Annotated in this window: 20 protein-coding genes, 1 tRNA gene and 1 pseudogene; 7 read left to right on the top strand and 15 right to left on the bottom strand. The window is 46.8% G+C overall.

Annotated elements, in window-relative coordinates:
• Positions 1–37: 37 nt before the first annotated feature.
• From CWM47_RS19795 to CWM47_RS19775, 5 genes and pseudogenes are all read right to left on the bottom strand, one after another.
• Positions 38–1339: an adenylosuccinate synthase gene (locus CWM47_RS19795; protein ID WP_100989935.1), complete on the bottom strand. Its 1302-nt coding sequence runs from the start codon at positions 1337–1339 to the stop codon at positions 38–40.
• A pseudogene (locus CWM47_RS40300) lies at positions 1339–1623 on the bottom strand (HNH endonuclease); the annotation flags it as partial. The pseudogene CWM47_RS40300 and the gene CWM47_RS19795, both read right to left, overlap by 1 nt.
• Positions 1624–1729: 106 nt before the next feature.
• The gene (locus tag CWM47_RS19785; RefSeq protein ID WP_100989934.1) at positions 1730–1963 is read right to left on the bottom strand and encodes a hypothetical protein; all 234 of its coding nucleotides are present in this window, start codon (positions 1961–1963) and stop codon (positions 1730–1732) included.
• A 94-nt stretch (positions 1964–2057) separates the two neighbouring features.
• Positions 2058–2582, bottom strand: a complete 525-nt coding sequence (locus tag CWM47_RS19780; protein WP_100989933.1) for a Fur family transcriptional regulator — start codon at positions 2580–2582, stop codon at positions 2058–2060.
• A gap of 101 nt (positions 2583–2683) precedes the next feature.
• A complete protein-coding gene (locus CWM47_RS19775; RefSeq protein WP_100989932.1) occupies positions 2684–4969 on the bottom strand; it encodes a RelA/SpoT family protein in 2286 nt (761 codons plus the stop codon).
• A 230-nt stretch (positions 4970–5199) separates the two neighbouring features.
• On the opposite strand from CWM47_RS19775, the gene CWM47_RS19770 reads away from it, so the two are divergent.
• The 4 genes from CWM47_RS19770 (at position 5200) to lepB (ending at position 8699) form a co-directional block, all read left to right on the top strand.
• A tRNA-Leu gene (locus CWM47_RS19770) sits at positions 5200–5281 on the top strand.
• A gap of 108 nt (positions 5282–5389) precedes the next feature.
• On the top strand, positions 5390–6736 hold the full coding sequence (tig, locus tag CWM47_RS19765; RefSeq protein ID WP_100989931.1) for a trigger factor: 1347 nt from the start codon (positions 5390–5392) through the stop codon (positions 6734–6736).
• 150 nt (positions 6737–6886) lie between these two features.
• Positions 6887–7336: a peptidylprolyl isomerase gene (locus CWM47_RS19760; RefSeq protein ID WP_100989930.1), complete on the top strand. Its 450-nt coding sequence runs from the start codon at positions 6887–6889 to the stop codon at positions 7334–7336.
• 193 nt (positions 7337–7529) lie between these two features.
• On the top strand, positions 7530–8699 hold the full coding sequence (lepB, locus tag CWM47_RS19755) for a signal peptidase I (RefSeq protein WP_100989929.1): 1170 nt from the start codon (positions 7530–7532) through the stop codon (positions 8697–8699).
• A 106-nt stretch (positions 8700–8805) separates the two neighbouring features.
• On the opposite strand, the gene CWM47_RS19750 is transcribed toward lepB, so the two are convergent.
• The 6 genes from CWM47_RS19750 to mltG form a co-directional block, all read right to left on the bottom strand.
• Positions 8806–9846 (bottom strand): hypothetical protein, encoded by a 1041-nt coding sequence (locus CWM47_RS19750; RefSeq protein ID WP_206170531.1) that lies wholly within the window; start codon positions 9844–9846, stop codon positions 8806–8808.
• A gap of 103 nt (positions 9847–9949) precedes the next feature.
• Positions 9950–10570 carry an L-threonylcarbamoyladenylate synthase gene (locus CWM47_RS19745; protein ID WP_100989928.1) on the bottom strand — a complete coding sequence of 207 codons (621 nt, stop codon included), beginning with the start codon at positions 10568–10570 and terminating at the stop codon, positions 9950–9952.
• A 94-nt stretch (positions 10571–10664) separates the two neighbouring features.
• Complete coding sequence (locus CWM47_RS19740; RefSeq protein WP_100993963.1) at positions 10665–11660, bottom strand: glycosyltransferase; 996 nt, start codon at positions 11658–11660, stop codon at positions 10665–10667.
• Positions 11661–11962: 302 nt separating this feature from the next.
• Positions 11963–12919, bottom strand: coding sequence for a YihY/virulence factor BrkB family protein (locus CWM47_RS19735; RefSeq protein WP_100989927.1), 957 nt, complete (start codon positions 12917–12919; stop codon positions 11963–11965).
• Positions 12920–13013: 94 nt separating this feature from the next.
• A complete protein-coding gene (locus CWM47_RS19730) occupies positions 13014–13427 on the bottom strand; it encodes an acyl-CoA thioesterase (protein WP_100989926.1) in 414 nt (137 codons plus the stop codon).
• 36 nt (positions 13428–13463) lie between these two features.
• Entirely contained in the window at positions 13464–14501 is a 1038-nt protein-coding gene (gene mltG / locus CWM47_RS19725) for an endolytic transglycosylase MltG (RefSeq protein WP_100989925.1), read from the bottom strand.
• 147 nt (positions 14502–14648) lie between these two features.
• On the opposite strand from mltG, the gene CWM47_RS19720 reads away from it, so the two are divergent.
• The 3 genes from CWM47_RS19720 (at position 14649) to CWM47_RS19710 (ending at position 16881) form a co-directional block, all read left to right on the top strand.
• On the top strand, positions 14649–15146 hold the full coding sequence (locus CWM47_RS19720; protein WP_240625351.1) for a YybH family protein: 498 nt from the start codon (positions 14649–14651) through the stop codon (positions 15144–15146).
• An 83-nt stretch (positions 15147–15229) separates the two neighbouring features.
• Entirely contained in the window at positions 15230–16489 is a 1260-nt protein-coding gene (locus CWM47_RS19715) for an MFS transporter (RefSeq protein ID WP_100993962.1), read from the top strand.
• A complete protein-coding gene (locus CWM47_RS19710) occupies positions 16489–16881 on the top strand; it encodes a hypothetical protein (protein ID WP_100989923.1) in 393 nt (130 codons plus the stop codon). The genes CWM47_RS19715 and CWM47_RS19710 overlap by 1 nt, the downstream gene beginning before the upstream one ends.
• A 73-nt stretch (positions 16882–16954) precedes the next feature.
• Here CWM47_RS19710 and hslU read toward each other — a convergent pair whose 3' ends face one another.
• The 4 genes from hslU to CWM47_RS19690 all read right to left on the bottom strand — a co-directional run bounded on the left by hslU (position 16955) and on the right by CWM47_RS19690 (position 21058).
• Positions 16955–18355, bottom strand: a complete 1401-nt coding sequence (gene hslU, locus CWM47_RS19705; protein ID WP_100989922.1) for an ATP-dependent protease ATPase subunit HslU — start codon at positions 18353–18355, stop codon at positions 16955–16957.
• Positions 18356–18458: 103 nt separating this feature from the next.
• Entirely contained in the window at positions 18459–19505 is a 1047-nt protein-coding gene (gene porQ / locus CWM47_RS19700) for a type IX secretion system protein PorQ (RefSeq protein WP_100989921.1), read from the bottom strand.
• Between the two features lie 96 nt (positions 19506–19601).
• The gene (locus CWM47_RS19695) at positions 19602–20309 is read right to left on the bottom strand and encodes a hypothetical protein (protein ID WP_100989920.1); all 708 of its coding nucleotides are present in this window, start codon (positions 20307–20309) and stop codon (positions 19602–19604) included.
• Entirely contained in the window at positions 20306–21058 is a 753-nt protein-coding gene (locus tag CWM47_RS19690) for an LVIVD repeat-containing protein (protein WP_100989919.1), read from the bottom strand. Before CWM47_RS19690 ends, CWM47_RS19695 begins: the two co-directional genes overlap by 4 nt.
• Positions 21059–21070 lie beyond the last annotated feature (12 nt).

Genomic DNA, 21070 nt, shown 5'->3' with positions numbered 1-21070 from the left:
GGGGGCGGCTCTCAACTAATTAGTCGTATAAAACGAATTAAGCAATCACAGCCTGCCGGTGAATAATGGCTTCCCGGTCGGGGCTTGTCGAGATGTAATTAATTGGCAAACCCAGCGTGTCTTCCAGGAAGTAGACATAATCGGCTAATTCACTTGGTACGTCAACAAACGAGCGAATGTCAGTTAAATCCGTTTGCCAGCCTTTAAACGATTTGTAAACGGGCGTTACGTCAGTATCGCAAAGGTCATAGGGCATCTGTTCGGTTAGGGTGCCATCGGCAAGTTTATAGTGTGTACACACCTTGATCTCATCGAATATATTCAGCACATCGACTTTCATCATCACCAATTGCGTAACGCCGTTAATCATGATCGCGTATTTCAATGCCGGTAAATCCAGCCAGCCACACCGACGCGGACGTCCGGTGGTGGCGCCAAATTCGCGGCCTTCTTTCCGGATAAGTTCGCCTGTTTCATCGGACAATTCGGTAGGGAAGGGGCCACTGCCCACGCGGGTACAGTAGGCTTTGAAAATGCCGAATACCTCACCAATTTTACGAGGTGCCACCCCTAAACCAGTGCAGGCACCGGCCGCCATTGTGCTGGAGGATGTTACAAAAGGATATGAGCCAAAATCAATGTCAAGAAGTGAACCCTGCGCCCCTTCGGCCAGAATTTTCTTGCCGCTGCTGATGGCTTCGTTTATGGCATATTCGCTGTCGGAAATCTGGAATTGCTTCATGAACTCGACGGCAGCGAAGAATTCGGCTTCTGCCTGGGGCAGCACCGATGCGTAGTCGAAGTTATTTTGATCCAGAATAACTTTATGGACAGCCACTAATTTGGCGTATTTTTCTGTAAAGCTGGGTAACTCAATATCACCGACACGCAAACCCAGTCGTGCCACTTTATCCTGATACGTAGGTCCGATACCCCGGAGCGTCGAGCCAATTTTCGATTCGCCCTTTGCCTGTTCGTAAGCGGCATCCAGGAGTCGGTGTGTTGGGAGAATGATAGAGGCCTTGCGAGAAATCTGTAGCCGGGCCGTCGGACGGTTCTCTGTTAAAGCGAGATTATACTTCGCCAGTCCGTCAATTTCTTTTTTAAACACGATGGGGTCAAGCACTACGCCATTACCAATGATGTTGAGGATATCGTTCCGGAAAATGCCGGATGGAATCTGGTGCAGCACGTGCTTGAACCCGTTGAATTCGAGTGTGTGCCCGGCATTGGGGCCACCCTGAAAGCGGGCTACAACCTGATATTGCGGAGCCAGTACGTCCACAATTTTACCTTTCCCTTCGTCGCCCCACTGGAGGCCTAATAAAACATCGATCATTATAAAAATGAATTTGGATCGCGCTCAAGTAAGCGGTTCCGGTCATTGAAACGAAAAATAGTAGCTGTTACCTTCCCAATTTGGGTTGTAGCCACAATGTGAAACCCTTCGAAATGAAAATGTTCAGACCAAATGTCTGAACGAGGATTATAAAACCGGACTAGTTCATTCCGATCCCAATCTATAGAAGCAAGATCGCTTCCTTTATTTCTGTTACAGTTAAAGCAGGCGTAAGCTAAATTATTACTGGTAGTTGGGCCACTATGTTTTATCCCAATTATATGGTCAACTTCACAAAAAAGTCATGTCTGTCGCTCATCAATCAAACAGTATTCACAACAAAAACCGGCTCTCTGGGCAACGCTGTTTCGCAACTTTGTTGATATGTAATTACCCTCTCGCGCCATGCTGACTGGCGCGGGCTTTGGTCATACGCATTAGGTGTTCAAACTGTTCAAATTCGTTTAATTCGGTTGTTTCATCGGCTGAAATCGTTCCGGTTTTTTCTGCTGTCAAGAGATAGCGTACTCGCTCGCGGGTTTCGTCTGATGGACGAAATGCCAGGATTTGTTGTGGACTTAACCCCTGTACGATAAAATCAACAAATTCGGTGTAAGCTTTCATAGGGGCAGGATGTGTTGTGTACGAGACAGGATACATGTAGTAAAACACAGAAAGTATTCTTTAAAAACCTCAACCATACATCCTACATCAACCCCTATCCTTCTACCGGAATCTGTACCGTATCGACGGACCGCCCCTGTGCATTTTTTTCCGTTATCTGGCGATTCTCGCAGACATCACGGGCACAGGAGCCGTAGAAAATCAGCGAATGGTGCATAACGTTGAACTTCAACATATCACCAACCATGTTCTGAATATTCTGGACGCGCGGGTCGCAGAACTCCATCACCTTATGGCAATCCGTGCAGATCAGGTGGTCGTGCTGACGAAAGCCATACGACTTTTCATACTGAGCCAGGTTACGGCCAAACTGATGTTTTGTAACCAGATCGCAGTCAACCAGCACGTCCAGGGTATTATAGACGGTTGCCCGGCTAACCCGGTACTTTTTGTTTTTCATCGAGATGTATAACTCGTCCACATCGAAGTGGTCTTGCCGGTTATAAATCTCTTCGAGTATGGCAAATCGCTCAGGAGTTTTTCGAAGTCCCTTCCGTTCCAGATAGGCTCGAAAAATTAATTGAGCAGATTCTAAATTTGTTTGCGTCGGAGCAGGCATATCGCAAAATTAGTGAAGAATGAAGAATGAAGCGCATAGAATAAAGAATAAGGTTGGCCACGCAGACATATTCTTCGATCTACACGTTTCATTTTCCCTGTTTAAGAATCAAACCGTACGATCTCAAACACTCCCTGAACGCGTTCGAGTTTCTGCATCAGGGTTTCAAGGTGGCTGGTATCGTGGACATAAAGTCGAATATTTCCTTCAAAGATACCGTCTTTCGAGTCAATCGCCACAGAACGCATGTTAATGTGCAGTTCATTGCTGATAACCCGTGTCACATCGTTTATCAAACCAACGCGATCCGTTCCCGTAATGCGAAGTCCTGCCAGAAAGGCAAGTTCTTTCTGAGAGGTCCATTTCGCTTTGATAATGCGGTTGCCATGATTCGACATCAGCTCAACGGCGTTTGGACAGGTTACCCGGTGAATTTTGATGCCATCGTTGATCGTAACGAAGCCAAAAACGTCGTCGCCCGAAATTGGATTGCAACATTTAGACAGCGTGTAATCAATTTTGTCCATGTCCTCCCCAATAAGGAGCATATCGGCATCGGCTCGCTCGCCGTGCATTTTCTTCAGCTCCTTTACAAACGCCTTGGCGTCAGGCAGGGCATCGGTATTGAGCTTGTGAGTGCGGTTTTCTTTGGCTTCTTTGTCGGATTTAAATTTCTTCAGTTCGCCAACGTCTATGTGCCCTTTACCGACCCGGTAGAAAAAATCGTCGGTGGTTTTCGAGCCAAAATAAGCGCGTAACTGGTTGATGACCTCGTTGGTCATTTCCATTCGAAGCACCTTTAATTTTTTGTTGACCAACTCGCGACCATCGGTCACGAACCGCTTATTATCTTCCTTAATTAAATCCTTGATCTTGGTTCTGGCCTTCGACGTAACGACAAACCGCAGCCAGTCTTCATTGGGCTTTTGCCGGTTTGAGGTAATCACCTCTACCTGATCGCCATTTTGGAGCACATAACTCAGGGGCACCAGGGTGTTGTTAACCTTGGCCGCCATACAGCGTGCGCCAATCTGGGTGTGAATATCAAAGGCGAAATCGAGGGCTGTAGCACCACGCTGCAACACCTGTAAATCGCCTTTGGGAGTGAAGACAAAGACTTCTTCGCTATACAGATTGCTCCGGAAATCATCAACAAACTCAATAGCTGCTTTTTTGTCGCCCTTACCCGCCGACTCAATCATGTCGCGAACCTGGCTGATCCAGGCTTCAATACCCGCACCAGTATGGGTATCGTTACCCTTATATTTCCAGTGAGCCGCGTAGCCTTTCTCCGCAATTTCGTTCATCCGCTCGGTCCGTATCTGGACTTCTACCCATTGGCCCAATCGGCTCATAACCGTCGTATGGAGCGATTCATAGCCATTGGTTCGGGGAGTACTGATCCAGTCTTTCAGACGGTCGGGATTAGGTTTGTAGTGATCCGTTACGATGGAATAGGCACGCCAGCAGGCCGCTTTTTCCTCATCCTGAGGCACGTCCAGAATAATCCGAACGGCAAACAAATCATAAATTTCCTCGAACGGTTTTTTTGATTTGTTCAGTTTCGTCCAGATAGAATAAATAGACTTCGGCCGCCCTTTGATCAAGTATTTGATACCTGTCTCGGCGAGGTCTTTTTCAATTGGTTCGATAAAACGACTGATGAAACGGTCGCGGGCCAGACGGGTGTCCCGTAGTTTTTTTGATATATCTTTATAGGCTTCCGGCTCGACGTGTTTCAGGTATAAATCCTCCAGCTCCGATTTAATGCTGTACAAGCCTAATCGGTGGGCAAGTGGCGCATAGATATAAATCGTTTCCGACGCGATTTTCAACTGCTTGTCGCGGGGCATGGAGTCCAGCGTACGCATGTTGTGCAAGCGATCGGCGAGTTTAATCAGGATTACACGAACATCGTCTGACAGTGTCAGAAGCATCTTGCGGAAGTTCTCGGCCTGTTGCGAGGTTCCGTATTCAAAGTAACCCGAAATCTTCGTCAGACCATCAATGATCTTGGCCACTTTCGGGCCAAACGCCCGGTCAATATCGTCAATGGTTGTATCGGTGTCTTCAACAACATCGTGAAGTAGAGCGGCAACGATACTGGTTGTACCTAATCCAATTTCTTCAACGGCAATCTGGGCAACTGCCAGCGGATGATAAATGTACGGTTCTCCCGACCGCCGACGCATATTCTTGTGTGCTTCGGCCGATGTGTTGAACGCTTTCTTTATCAATTTAGCGTCATTGCCCTTCAACATTGGTTTTGCCGCCCTTAATAATCGACGGTAGCGTTTAAGGATTTCCAGCCGCTCTAATTCCAGGTCAATAACCGGTTCGTCAGTGTCGGAGGATTGTCCAGCTTGATGCTCGATGGCATTCATCATAATGGCTTCTTTGCAGTAATGGCCTGTAGGTTGTACTCTTACTACAAGTTAACAAATTATTAAGCGATAATGGATGGAATAATCACTAAAAATAAATCCTTATGAAAATATGCTTGCAATAGTAAAATCTTTTTGTACTTTTGCACCCTGAATTATCTGAAACACTTCGGCAACTAGTCGAAAGAGAGACAGCATTCAGCGAACAATTCTACTTGTTCGGGCCAACATTTGCGGGCGTGGCGAAATTGGTAGACGTGCCAGACTTAGGATCTGGTGCCGTGAGGCATGGGGGTTCGAGTCCCTCCGCCCGTACAGAAGTTTAATAAGCGAAAGAGTGAAAGAGCGAAAGAGCGTTGTCTGTAACAATTCACTCTTTTATTCTTTCACTCTTTCGCTTTTTGTTTTTAAACCGATACAAACGTGGATATTACCTTAGAAAAAGCCAGCGATACGAATGCCTCGCTGAAAATTATCCTAACCCCGGCTGACTATAAGCCAGAAGTTGATAAGAAACTGAAAGATTATGGCCGTAAGGTTCAGCTGAAAGGGTTCCGGCCTGGTCATGTACCGGCATCGCTCGTGCAGAAAATGTACGGTAAGAGCATTCTGGTTGATGAGATCAACGCTATGTTGAGCAAAACGGTCAGTCAATATATCCGCGAAAACAAACTTCAGGTTGTAGGTGATCCTGTTCCAGATCGCGATTCGGCTGAAGCTATTGACTGGGACAACCAATCTGATTTTGCATTCAGCTATACGCTGGGTCTGGCATCGGAGTTCGATATCGACTTCAGTGATCTGCCAAGCGTTACGCAATACGAAATTGAAGCTGGTGAAACTGAAATCAACTCGACCATTGCCGATCTTCAACAGCGCTTCCATACGCATGGACATGGCGAAGAAGTGAACGATGGCGATACGATTTATGGTGAGTTGAAGCAGGTTGAGGGCGAGTTTACGGCCAAAACCGCGTTCCCGACGAACCAGATGGCTGAAGACGCCAAAGGTCAGTTTGTTGGCAAGAAAAAAGGTGATGTTGTTACGTTTGTACTGGAGCAGGCGTTCCCCGATGAGAAAGCCCGTGCCAATGCAACCGGCGTCAAGAAAGAAGAAGCTGCCGAATTAACCGGTGAGTTTACGTTTGAAGTGGATGACATAACCCGCCACGAACCCGCTGAACTGAATCAGGAGTTTTTTGATAAAGTACTTGGTGTTGGCGCTGTTTCTGATGAAGCGCAATTCCGTGTTAAAGTAGCCGAAATCATCAAAGGTAATTACGGTCGGGAGTCAGCTCAATTGCTGCGTTTAGATATCGAAAAAACACTGATCGACAACACGCCAATTTTGCTGCCCGACGAGTTTTTGAAAAACTGGTTGCTGGAAGTGAACGAAGGCAAGTACACGCCTGAGCAAATTGATGAGCAATATGATGACTTCACAAAGTCGGTTAAACTGCAACTCATCAAAAATAAAATTGCCGAGAAAGCTGACATCAACGTTGAGTTCGACGACGTATTGGCCGTGACCCGTTTGATGGTTCAGGAGCAATTTGGCTTCATGGGTAATGAAGATGACGAGATGAATAAAACCATCGATCGCATTGCCCGTAACTACTTGATGGACGAGAAGAACAACGGTCAGAATTATACAAGTACGTTTAACCGGGTGTATGACGACAAAGTAATTGAGTACGCTAAGACTCAATTAACGATCGTGACGCAGGAGGTTTCGGTTGAAGAGTTCAAAGCTCTGGTTGAGAATCGGTAGTTAATCAAGTTTGATTTAGTAAAAGGGCCCCGTCATTATAGACTGGGCTTTTTTTTGTGTTCAATAGTCAATAGTAGGTAAATGAATGTGATTATATGATTTCCAACCAATTACTCTTTTTGCGGGTCACCCTACAAAATTCAATATGCCATGAAATTGTACGCTTTCCCTTTAGTTTGCCTAGTTCTATTCGTCTTCGGATCTCTTGATGGCCTCGGTTGTAGACTACGAATACAATCACCAAGCCAATTCGAGCCTAACCAGCAAAATCCTGCAACAAATAATAAAGTTCATTACACTGACTTGACGGCTAAGCGGCAAGTTGGATTGATTTATAAACGATTAAAAGCTGGGCAATCGTTTGATAAACTAGCCAGACGATATTCTCAGGATTATGGCACTTATGCTGTTGGTGGTAATTTGGGATGGCAAAAGCCTGATCAGTTTGTTTCTGCTTTTAATGAAATGGTTAGCGGAATGCGGGTTAATCAATTTTCTAAACCATTCAAAACTGATTTCGGATATCACATCGTACAGCTTTTAGACCGGAAAGAAGGAGAGGTTTTAAGCAGACACCTTTTGTTAAGAGTAGAAAATTAACTGCTGATTGTCTGATAGAAAATAGATATACATACTAGTAGTTCAGTAGGTCAAGCATACTATTCAGCAACGTATAAGACCGTTTCTGTAAAATAGACTGTCACTTTAGATAGTGCTACATATATTTCCCTTTGTTAGGTAGGCATCTTGAGATCATGATGAACTATTTATATCATTCTTATCGGTTTATACTATGTTCAGGAAGAAAACTTTGACGGCCAGGAAGCCGTTAAAACCCAGAAAATCGCCCCTGCGGGAATGGCTCGATTCTATTTTCTTTGCCGTAATAGCCGCAACGCTTATCCGTTTCCTGACCGTTGAAGCGTATGCAATTCCCACGCCCTCTATGGAAAATAGCTTGATGGTAGGCGATTTTCTGTTCGTCAGTAAGCTTCATTATGGCATTCGCACCCCTAAAACACCATTGCAGGTGCCCCTTACACATCAGAAAATTTGGGGTACAAACATTCCGTCTTATAGTACGGCTATTCAATTGCCTTCATTTCGGCTACCCGGTTTTACGCATGTGAAAAATGGCGATGTTGTTGTATTCAATTACCCACCCGCAAAGCCAAATGAACCGGCGTATCCAACCGATTTAAAGACCAATTTCATTAAACGATGCATTGGTATTCCAGGAGATGTTCTGGAAATCCGGCAGGAGCAGGTGTATATAAACGGTAAGGTTCTGCCTGTGCCGACCCGATCAGAAACCAGCTACTTCATTAAAACGACCGAGGTACTCGATGAACGATTTTTTCGTAAATACGATATCGTTAATGACTTTAAATCGGAAGAAGGTCCGTTTATTAACTGGCAGCCTCTGGAAGCGTATAATGACTCAACCAAAACGTCGTTTCTGGTTGGCTATCGAGTGAATACGACGCTGGATGTAATCAATAAATTCCGGAGTTTTGATTGGATCAAAGGCATTGACCCTATAGCTGATCAAGCTGGTCAACCCGATGCCCGTATCTACGGAAGCTCTGCATACAATTGGAATCAGGATAATTTTGGCCCGCTGAATGTGCCTAAGAAAGGCACAACTATCCCAATTAACAAACAAACAATTGCTTTGTATGGTCCTCTTATTGAGCGATATGAAGATAACAAAAAGGTAGAATTAACGCCGACCAGCATTCGAATAGATGGACAATCAATAGCGAACTATACCTTTAAGCTGGACTATTACTTCATGATGGGCGATAATCGTCATAATTCGGAGGACTCACGCTATTGGGGCTTCGTGCCGGAAGACCATATTGTGGGAAAAGCTGTTTTTGTGTGGATGTCACTCGACCCTGTACCTGCCGATATCTGGCACAAAATCCGCTGGAGTCGGGTAGGGCGATTGATTAATTAGATAATGAAAAGTTAACAATGAAGAGTGAATAATGAATAAGTATCTGATTATAAGCATTATCTATTATTCATTATTCACTCTTCATTGTTAACTTTTCATTATCTAATTACTGATACTGAATGTACATTGGTTTTGGGTCCAGTGCCAGTACTTCGGCAGGAGTCATAATGCGGGAACCGGGCTTGCGGAAATCATTGTCGTAAAACAGTTTGAAGCCGGTGTATTGGACGGGTTCTTTCTGGATATACGCTTTGTAAGAATCTTTTTTGAGTACCGGTGGTCCCCAGCCATCCATATCCATAATGATTTGGACATTCGGATCGAGTTTAATGTTTTTATAGTTCTTGATCATTCCCTGAGTAAAGCGATGAACGACCAGCAGCTTAGGAGGTAGATTGTTCTCCTTCACGACACGGCTCAGAAACTGCACGGCCTGATTAACATCAGCAGCATCATATGAGCCAATTTTAGAGCCTGGTTTCGCACCCGTCACCATAGAGAATTCGGGATCGATACCCAGGTGAACGAAGGGTAGTTTAAGGTACTTTTTCATGAATTCCATTTCAGGTCCCAGTGGTGCATGACCCCGCTGAATGTCCAGAAATACAATGGCTTTGTGTTCATTACCCCACTTCAGTACTTTCTTGATGGTTTTATCGGACATGCGCATACGATAACCGCCATCTTTACCGGGTAATCCCTGTGCTGAAATGGCTACCAGGTGCAGGGCAGGCTGAATAGGGGTGGCCGGATCTGCTTTTTGCCAGTTCTCAATTTCTTTATCTAACCGATTCAGCATCTCCTCTTTCGGATACTTACCCAATACCCCCATTTTCTTGGAGTGCGGATTACCGTAATAGGCGAATATGCGGTGTTTAGGCAAAAGTGCACCGGTAGGAGCGTAAGTCAGCGAATCAAGTGTGGAATCGCCCGTTGATACAGCGTTTTTGTTCGTCTCAGAAGATGTTGCAACGGCGGCCGGTTTTTCGGAAGAATCAGCAGTGGCTGCGGAAGTTACTTGATTTTTAGCTGATGTTTCGACGGTCGTTTTACCGACTTTCGACGAATCTTCCTGTTTCGATTGAGTTGAGCAGCCAGTTAGCTGGCAAAGAGCCAGCACAGGTAGTGCGGCTAAAGATAAGCGCATATAGACCAAGTTGAGTACTAAAAAATTCACAAAAAAAGGGTCAGATTCCATAGAGAAGGAATGCTAACCCCAGGGTGCAAGTATAGTACCAATTCCTAAGCTTTCAAAGGACTAATTCCCCTAGGCCTTGACGTATGATCGAAAAATCGTCGTCAGTAGCGTCAACAATCGTAGACGGGATATTGCCGCCATACCCACCATCGATAACAATATCGACCTGGTTTTGGAACTTCTCAAAAATCAATTCCGGATCGGTCGAATACTCGATGATTTCGTCTTCATCGCGAATAGAGGTAGTAATGATCGGGTTCCCCAGTACATGCACAATCTGTCGGGGTATATCATTATCGGGTATCCGAATACCAACTGTTTTTTTATTGGTATTCAGTAATTTAGGCACGTTTCCGGTTGTTTGTAGAATAAACGTAAACGGGCCGGGCAACAAACTTTTCATCACTTTAAATGCCTGATTACTGACTCTGGCATAATCGGCAATGTGGCTCAGATCGTAGCAGATAAAAGAAAAATCGTTCTTTGCCGGCTTAATACCCTTAATTCGGGCTACACGCTCCACAGCACGGGTGTTATGAATATCACAGCCCATCCCATAAATCGTATCGGTTGGGTAAATAATGACTGCCCCATCGCGGAGGGCATTAACAACATGCTCAATTCGACGCGGATCTGGGTTTTTAGGATACAGTTTAATGAATTCGGCGGCCATAGTAAAAGATTACAGGTTTGGTTTACGGTGAGTCTATGCAATTATTCTGCGAATTCAGCCTCAAGTTTACCATAAACTAGTAACCAAAAACGGCCTAAACCAGTTTCGCTGACTGACCTGCCGGACACCATTGCAGATACTTCCTGTAAATTCCATTGACTGGAAAATGTAGCCGACTTAATTCCAGAATAAGGAAGCTGGAAAGGCCCGGTTGCTCGATATGACGAAGTAGATCGCCAAACTGTAGTGCTAAATCAAACTGTTCAGCATAAAAAGCTTTGCGGATAAATGTACGAATGCGCCCGGCTAAAGCGCTGTACTCGTCGGGAGTAGTACACCGCTCAAACGCTTTTTTACAAACTGCTAATGTTGATCGAAGTAAATTATTATCGGGTAATGCCACCTGGGTTGACAGTGAACCGGGGCATTGGCGTTTCAGCGTTAGCACTTCGTCCAGATAAGCGTAATGGTAAAGTCGGGCTGAACGGACCCAGAAGTCAAAATCTTCATAAGCCAGGGTTTCGTCGTAGCCACCAAGTTCGTTCAACACATCCCGACGCATCATCATGGTTGGTGTGCAAATAAAATACGACTCCAGTATTTTCTGAAAAACATTGCCCGATGGAATTCGGGCGCGGGCGTGGCCCTGCTCATCAACATCGTAATGCTGCCTAAATTCCCGACCAGTTGTATCGATATAAGCCGCATTAGAAAATACGACAGCATATGGACCTGCCAATTGCTCAAACAAGGCAACCTGTTTACTGATTCGCCCCGGAAGGAGTATATCGTCGGCTGCAAGGTCAATTATATAGCGGCCCTCGGCAAGAGCCAATCCCTGATTAAACGCTCGATTCAACCCCAGATTAGCAAGATTGCGAATGAACCGAATCGTGGGATTACGCTGGTTGAAACTTAAAATACGCTCGACAGAACCGTCGGTGCTACCGTTATCAATGACAATTAATTCAACATTCGGATAATCCTGATCAATAACCGATTGTAGAGCCTGCTCAAGATAAGCCAGTTGATTATAGTTGGTACAAATGACACTTACCCAAGGTTTAATCCGATTGAGGTAAGGGCTCATCGGCAGAGGGTTTAACTGTCCGGTGACAGAAAACATAAAAAAGATAAATGGTATTTAGTTGATACTTGCTGTGCTGGCTAACTAAAGCCAGTTAATTGAATTCACAAAGTAAAAACTATTTGTTACTACCTCTGGCTGTATTTTGATCAAACGGTAAAAAGGTGATGAATGATTCGTTTGAAATAGAGAGTTGGCGCGTTTTTTGCCCCGTGTTAAGAGAACACATTTCGGGTCTGCCAAACTAGTTTGCTAGCCTGAAATTGTGCCTTTACATTTATGGGTTAGGTTTTGCAAACGTCATCTCAAATCTCCGGGGTGGCGTTTGTTGTTTTTTCGGCAACGCTCGGATTTTTTTCACCTTCGAGATTATAGAGCGCCACATTCATTTCAAAACCCAAAATAAGGAGTAGTGCGATCAGGTTTATCCAGATCATCAGAGCAATGAGCGTGCCAATTGATCCGTATACTTTGTTATACGAACCAAAATTGGAAACGTAAAACGAAAACCCCAATGTTGTCAGCACAATCAGCAACGAAGCCGTTACAGAACCAGGCGTAATAAAGACCCACTTCATTTTGACATCCGGCCCATACCGATAGATAACCGAAACCGCGCCGACAAAAACGGCGAAGACAACCAGATAGCGTCCGATAGCCAGAAGATTAATGAAAATGACATTGTTGAGCAATCCAAAATGGAGCAGATAATCGCTGATAATGCCGCCAATAATCAACACAACAACGGCCAGAATCAACGCGAATGCCAACGTAAACGTCAGACCAATTGCCACCAGCCGAACCTTGAAAAAACCGCGTCTTTCGTCTGAGTGATAGGAGGAATTAAAGGCTTGCATTAACGCTACCAGGCCACTCGTGGCAGAATATAAAGCCAACAGGAAGCCGAAAGATAGTACACCACTGCGGGGGCGGTTGATGATATCGCGGATGGTTGTATCGACCGTACTAAACGTATCGCCCGGCAGCAGCCGCTGAAAGAAACCCATTATCTGATCTTCAAGATCCGGAATGAACGTGATAAAGGGAATCAGGGTAAAGAAAAATATGACTGTCGGGAAAACGGCCAGAATAAGGCTATAGGAAACAGACGCAGCTCGCTCACTCGTGTTATTATCAGTAATTTGAGCAAGCATCTTTTGTAAAAACGTGTACCAGGTAATTCTGGAATTAAAGGGGTGATGACCCTGTAGCCAGATACGGGCATTCCGCAACGCTTTAACATTCAGTAGCTTGTCAAACATAGCGGGCTTCGTTAATAATTTATCGGTTATGGCCTATAGGGAGCCGATATCAGCTCAAGGGTACGTTTATAGCCATCAATGCTTATTTTTAAACCTACTGGTCAAAGAAAGGTTTGCAGGCTTCAACCAATTCGACAGGTGCAGCACACGGGCGACCAGTCTCTGTCCGTACAAAAACGAGTGTTGTCTGACCAGCATTCAGGAGTTGCCCATCCTGATTAAAAATCTCGTAATCGAACATAAGTCGTGTTTTGGGCATTTGCGGAATCGTAACACGAATGGTCAATAGATCGTCGTATTTCGCCGGACGAATGAACCGGGAAGTCAGATCGTAAACCGGCATTGAAATGCCATGTTCTTCGATTTCTTTGTAGCTCAGGCCAAGATCCCGTAACGCTTCTACCCGGCCAATTTCATAGAATCGGGCATAGTTGCCATAATAAACAATACCCATCTGGTCGGTATCGTAATACCGAACCCGGATATCTTTAACGTCGTAAGTGATCATAGGTGGGTAGTAATCAATTGACTTACCGACTTACTTTTATTTCATGATCTTCATCCGGGTGAGGGCCTGCTGATACAGGCGGGCATTGGCCAGGTGTTCGGTCAGGGTTTTCGAGAAGGTGTGGTAGCCATTGAAACTGGCATTTACCACAAAGTATAGGTAGTCGTGCTGTTCGGCGTTCAGGACGGCGTCGATTGTAGCTGGAGCCGGTAAGTTGATCGGTCCCGGTGGCAACCCGGTATAGCGGTAGGTATTGTAGGGAGAGTCGACGGTTAACTGCTTGTTGAGGAGACGACGAATACCAAAATCGCGGAGAGCAAAAATCACCGTTGGGTCGGCTTCGAGTTTAATGCCCTGTTTCAGGCGGTTCAGGTAAACACCCGCCACACGGGGCTGCTCATCCCGTTTGTTGGTTTCGGCAGCTACAATAGAGGCAAGCACCTGAGCCTGGGTTTGCGTAAGACCCAGGGCTTTGGCTTTAGCCTGCCGGTCGGGCGTCCAGAATTTCTTGTATTCGCTACCCATCCGTTCCAGAAACGCTTCGGGCTTTATAGTCCAGAAAAACTCGTAGGTATTGGGCAGAAACAGGCAAACGATGGTCGTGGTGTCGAACCCGAATTTCTGACAGGTGGCCGGGTCGTTGAGGAGCTTGCCAAGGGCATCGGACCCAAACTCAAACTTACTGCCCAGCCGTTGAATGAGGTCACTTTTCTGCCGCATGCTGTTAAAGGTAACAGGCATGGCATCCTGACTACCGTTTCGCAGTTTAACCAGGGCTTCGCGGTTACCCATGCGTGGTTTGATTTCATACCGACCTTCTTTTACCAGTTCCGGGTACTTCATCATTTTAGCCAGAAATCGGAAGGATGTTTCGTCATTGACGACCTTGTGGGTTTTGAGCGTATCCATAACCGACTCAAATGTGGAGCCTTTAGGAATCAGCAAGGCAAACGTTTTGTCATCGTCCTGAACCAGCAGATTCGGACTTCTAAATACCTGCCAGAAATAGAACGTAAAGGTCGATAGCAGGATGGAAACGGTGAGGAAGATGGCAATTTTTAAATTTTGAGACATAATAAACGATGAATTTTATTGGCTGCATTATGATTGGGTTAGCCTACCCGCGATGATTGACGTGGAAAATAATTAAATACGCATCATTCAGCATTCATAATTCATTGCGCAAATTTACGCCAAAACTATACGAATCACCTACCGAACATGAAGTACGTATTGTCTCTTTTGTGTGGCATTGCTCTATTTTCATCCTGCCGAACACGTGTTGAAAGCCCCCGGGCTATGAATCCGGCCGCAGCAACACGCCAGAAATCCATTGACGAAATTCGCGAAGCCGATCAGAATTTTAGCATTTTGTCTGAAAAACAGGGTATGGCGAAGGCTTTTACAACCTATGCCGCCGACGATGTTATTAAACTAAATGATGGGGCTGCTCCCACAGTTGGTTTCGATTCCCTCCGGGCGCAGATGAGTCGTCTGCCCACCAATGGTTCCGTTTTGACCTGGCAGGTGCTCAAGGCTGATGCAGCTCAGTCGGGCGAGTTAGGCTACACCTTTGGCCAATGGATGCTGACCAAAAAAGATGACTCGGTGAAGCGGACAGTTAGCTATGGCGTATATATGACGGTATGGAAACGCCAGCGAAACGGCCAGTGGCGCTTTGTGCTCGATGGCGGCAACTCCACGCCGGAACCGAAATGATAAAATAGACCCGTACGGTTTCGAAAACCGTATGGGTCTACCAGAAATGAATCGTAAATTTGAGCGAACCAAATCCAGTTATTTTGGACGTTCGCTCATTGTTTTCCCGCCGGGCTTCGCGCGGCCCCTCTCTCTACACGGTTTCGTTCTGGTTACTTTGCATTAGTAACTTCCTATTCTCGGCCAGTTTTCAGATGATGATTCCTGAACTGCCCGCCTACCTCACAAAGCTGGGGGGTAGAGAGTACATCGGATTCATCATAGCCCTCTTTACACTTACGGCGGGGCTATCCCGACCCTTCAGCGGAAAAATTACCGACACAGTGGGTCGGGTTCCGGTCATGGCTTTTGGGTCTATTGTGTGCTTCGTTTGCGGGTTTCTATATCCCTATCTGCTCACCGTCGGTGGTTTTCTCACGCTTCGACTCATTCACGGCTTTTCAACAGGAACCAAGCCCACAGCCACGTCGGCCTATGTTGCCGACATTGTTCCGGCCACTCGCCGGGGTGAAGCTATGGGTACACTGGGGTTATTTACGGCAATGGGTATGTCTCTTGGGCCAGCGATTGGTAGCTGGCTTGCTCATGATTTTTCCATGAATGTGATGTTCTGGACATCATCGGCTTTTGCTCTGTTATCCATCGGAATTTTATTACAAATGCCTGAGACGCTGGTGAGTCCGCAACCCTTTCGGTTTAGTCTATTACGCCTGAAAAAAGCAGAAGTCTTTGATAAGCAAGCCCTGCCACCGTTCATCGTGTTGCTGCTACAATCCTTCTCGTCGGGCGTGGTTTTGACCGTAATCGCTGAGCTGAGTAATCCCTTGGGTATTACCAACAACGGGTTGTTTTTTACGGTATATACAATAGCTTCGCTGGTGGTTCGATTGGTGTTTAGCCGAACCTCCGACCGATATGGCCGGGTGCCGGTTCTATTCATTTCGACAATTGTGCTGGCTATTTCAATGGGTATGTTGATCCTGACCGACTCCCAAACCTGGTTCTGGACGGCGGCTGTTTTTTATGGCATGTCGTGGGGGATGAACTCGCCGACGGTGACAGCCTGGACCGCCGATCTGAGCGACGAAAAAACACGCGGACGCGCTATGGCGACCATGTATATTGCCCTTGAAGCGGGTATTGGTTTAGGAGCCCTGGCCTCAGGTTGGCTGCACAATCACATGGCTGGTGAAGCTGGTATTGATACTTCGTTTGCCGTGTCGGGTATGCTGGCGTTAGTAGCGGTGGCTTATCTGGGCTGGTTCTGGCGAAATTCTAAACAGGTGTATCGGCGGAAAATGAATGAGGCCGATGAGATAGCACTACTTGACGGCGAACCCTGATGGACGATCTGGAACCTAAAATTCGCCCATTGGTGACTGCCCTGAACAAAACGGGGCTAGTGCGAACGTTTTCAAGCTGCGAAGGGCATTTTGCGCCTGAAGAGCAAACGCTTGTCGACCGGAATCAGGCAGAAGTCAGGTTCGTAGCTGCCGAGGGCGTTTCGGTAGATGAAGTCGAAGCACTTTTGGCTTTTTTATTGACCAGCTTCAAGACCCGGCATGGACTAATTCCGGTGAAAGTGACGGCTTATAAACTCTATACGCCTGTGGACGAGGAAACAATTGAAGAAACCTTTGTACTTGACCTTCGGCCTTTCAACCGCTTCGACTCCCCCGACCGAAAGCGGGCCGATATTGATCGGGCCATTGAGCAGGTGGTTGGATTGATGTAACGCGGACATCCTGTCCGCCTGGTTAAATAGTCTTTTCAGACTGCGGCCAGGCGGACAGGATGTCCGCGTTACATTACAAAATAAACTGGCTCAAATCCCGGTTTTTGACCAGGCCGTTCAGCTTTTCGTAAACAAGTTCTTTTGTGACTACGACATGTGCGTTGGCCCCGATAACATCGGGAATGTCGAACATGAAGTCATTCATCAGGTGACTCAAGACTGTTTGCAACCGGCGTGCGCCGATATTCTCAACGTCGCTGTTCACCTCGAAGGCAATCCGGGCCAGTTCGCGCAGGGCGTCATCCTGAAAGGTCAAGCCAACATCCTCAACTTTTAACATGGCTTCGTATTGCTTGGTCAGGGCGTTTTTGGGCTCTTTCAGAATCTGGTAGAAATCATCTTCTGAGAGGCTCTGTAACTCCACCCGAATCGGGAAACGTCCCTGTAATTCGGGAATCAGATCGCTGGGTTTTGCCACATGGAAAGCACCGGCGGCAATGAACAGAATATGGTCGGTATGGATTACGCCGTATTTGGTATTGACCGCACTACCTTCTACAATCGGGAGTAAATCCCGCTGAACGCCCTCGCGGCTCACATCAGGACCGCCACCACCATTGCCCGAACGAGCCGAAGCGACTTTGTCTATTTCGTCGATGAAAATAATACCCGCGTCTTCGGCTTTTCGAATAGCTTCTTCCTTGACTTCGTCCATGTCGATGAGCTTGGCTGCTTCTTCATCGAGCAAGATTTTACGTGCTTCGGCAATGCTTACTTTACGTTTTTTGCCCCGTTTAGGCATCATGCCGCCAATCATCTCCTGAATATTCATCATAGAGAGATCGTCTACTGCCCCGCCCATAATGCCGATGTTTGGCGCCTGACTCTGCTGAACGTCGATGTCGATTTTGCGGTCGTCCATCTCGCCAGAGCGGATTTTTTCGCGGAAACGTTCGCGGGTGCGTTCGTTCAGTTCGGAGTCGGAGTCGCCGTGAGCTCGATCGGCTTTTTCGTTTTCGAATCCCACATGCCCATTGGCGGGCTTAACGGGCGGTATCAATATATCCAGAATTGCATCTTCAGCCAGTTGATGGGCTTTGGCCTGTACGGCTTCTTTTTTAGCTGCCCGCACCATATTTACCGACTGCTCGACAAGATCACGAATCATGCTTTCAACATCACGGCCAACGTAGCCAACTTCGGTAAATTTCGAAGCTTCGACTTTGATAAAGGGCGCATCGGCAATTTTTGCTAGCCGCCGGGCAATTTCTGTTTTGCCTACGCCGGTAGCGCCAATCATCAGGATATTATTCGGAGTAATTTCGCGCTGCATATCAGCGGAGCTGTTCATCCGGCGCCAGCGATTGCGCAGGGCAATGGCCACATTACGCTTTGCGTCGTGCTGGCCAATAATGTACTGGTCTAACTCGGCAACAATTTGCCGTGGGGTAAGGTCTTTGAGTGATTGGGTCATTGAAAAAACGGAGTAAGTTGGGCACCCCGTGGTAAATAAACACAGGAAATAGGAAAATGGCTCAATGGGTATAAAAATCTAACGTGGCTAACTCGTTGATTCATCATTTCAACAACCGTTCCAAATCAATTCGCAGTGACAACTGGCTTGTTCCCGCCGTGGGAACAGTTGTAAACCGACCATACGTCAATTGAAAGCCTTTGGCCTGCACCGAAGCCCCAAACGAAATTCCCGCGCCACCACCGCCAGTCGTTAGCGTACCCTCGGCCCGTTTCTGGTGATTGTATCCCACCAGTAAATTAACGTTTGGACTAAGGAGCAATTCGGCGCCAATACTCAGATGGCGGGCTATTTTTTCGGTTACGCTGGTTGTTTGTGGAATGGGGTTGCCACTCAGATCATACCGAATATTCAGATTCGGGTCGTTATAACTAATGTCGAACCGTTGAAGATGATGAGCCGTTACTGTTAGGCGAATGGGGGCGTGTTGGGGTTTTATGGTAATGCCCGCCTGTAAATCGAAGGGGAGATTGGCATCTGTGGGACCATAGTTTTTAACGAGGTAACCCACATTTTTAGCCACTAATCCGAAGGTCAGGTTGCGGTTTGGATGCCGCCATACCCCACCTAAATCGGCTAGTATGCCAAAGGCCGAGTACATTTCAATGGAAGACCCAACCGCTTTAATTGTAGCGCCTAGGGTGAAATTTCCTTCTGTTCGCGAGTGCGTCAGGCTAAGTGCGTAATCATTGGCCGAAAATGTACCCAGTGTATTTCCAGTTGGGTCGGTCATGCTGAACTGGCCATAACTCAAATATTGCAAACCAATGGCCCAGCCAGTATGCCGGTCGGCATCGTTGGATTTTACGGGCAATCCATATTGGACGGTAATGTATTTGGCCGCTGCCAGATAAGGCATTAAGCTGATGGACAAAAGATTGGGAGCCGTAGAGTCGGCAAGGGCGGGATTGTTCAGATGATAAGCTCCACCCGGGCTGGTAGCCGTGGCAATCTGTCCGCCAAGAGCCGCCACGCGCGCATGAGTTGGCAAATCCAGAAACGAAAAGATACGCTGTCCCCCTGGTGATTGCGCAACCGTCAGAACCGGGCATATCAGTAAAAAAAGAAAAGAAATGGAATAGGCTTTCAAGCGGAAGTCGTTCGCAGTTTTTTACAAAGAAAGCCAATTTTTAGCCTGACAAACGTATTCACCCTGCCATTCGATTGAAAACGTCACAAACGTAAGCTAAAACGCATAGCCAAACTTTATGCCATAGGAAATACTTATGCGCGGGTAGGGTGTGTATGAAAATGGGTCAAACAGAGTATATCCTCTGGCCTGATAATAGTAATAGCTGTCGGGCTGAATAGTACGGTCGACAGAGTTCCAGCGGACGCCAAGGCCCCCGTAAAAATCGGCCACCAGTCGATTGTTGGGCGAAAGTGGAAACTGACGCCCAAACTTTAAGTGACCAGCCCAGACGCGTTTGGCAATGGGGGATGAAAATCGCTGATAATACTGACATTGGCCTGTTTCGCAGCCAATGCCAACGGTTCCGTTTTCGTAAGCCGTTACCTGTTTATAAAGCCCTTCGATAGCCAGATAGGAGCCAAGTGGGCCGCCTTTCCAGTAATATCGCCACTCCGCCCGCCCGCGCCAGTTTTCAGTGTTGCTGTAGCGGGATTCTTGTGAGGTTTGCCATAAGTTCATGCTCTGCCGACCGTAACCGGCTTCAATCTGAAGGGACTGATGAGAACCCATAAAACGCTCCAGCCCAAACTGAATCGTGTTGCTGGGATCCAACAGGCTCAGCGGAGCAAATTTGACTACCCAACTCGAATTTCGTTCTACTTTACTATCAGATATTGAGAATGAGCTGGTTTGTTGTGACCTTGCCGACTGGCTGAGTGCCAAGAACAACCCCAGCAAAAAAAGAAGGCTGAATGGTTTCATAGTTCAACCGGAATTTTACTGAGCAGTTTCAACTGTTTCAAATCGGCATAGCTGTACTGGTAAATTCCGTCGGGGCCGGTAACGATCAACAATTTTTTAGCTGGAATGACATCATAGGTCTTCGTCTCATAGAAATACTGCACTTCGCGCACATTGGTGGGATCGCTAATATCCATAACCCGCAAACCGTAGTCGCCCTCTCCAACGAACAGCAACGTACTGTCGACACCGAGACCATGCGGATTTATCATGGGGTAACTCCTTATAAGTTTGGGCGAGGCCAGATTACTGATCTCAATAACATCGAGGCTATTAATATTCACCGCCTGAGCCCGGCAATTGGTTCCGCTGCGCAGGGTGACATAAGCGTAGTTGCCCTGCGCTACCACGGGGTCGCAACTCAAAATATGGGTATAGATACCCACTGATCTGGGGGTGGCAGGTTGGTTGATGTCGTAAATATGCATCCCGGTCTGCGTGCCGATAAACAGGGTGTTTCGGTAAGGGAAAATCGTTTCGACGCCAAAGCCGAGGGGTACCTTACTCCCTGTTTTAGGATTGCTGCTTTGTGAAATATCATAGGTCTGCAACGCGGTATTGCTGACCGTGTAAAGCGTATTGCCACTTACGGTGAACCGGGCGGTAGAGCCGCCAGTGCCTGAACCGGGCGAAGGGGCATCGCTGCTGCTGCCTTTATCGCAGGATGCCAGCAGGAAGAGTAGGGGGAGAAAGCGGAGAAGTGAGTTCATAGGTGTAGAGTA

The sequence above is a fragment of the Spirosoma pollinicola genome (genome assembly GCF_002831565.1).
GTDB lineage: Bacteria > Bacteroidota > Bacteroidia > Cytophagales > Spirosomataceae > Spirosoma > Spirosoma pollinicola.
This window is presented reverse-complemented; position numbering and strand designations above follow the sequence as displayed.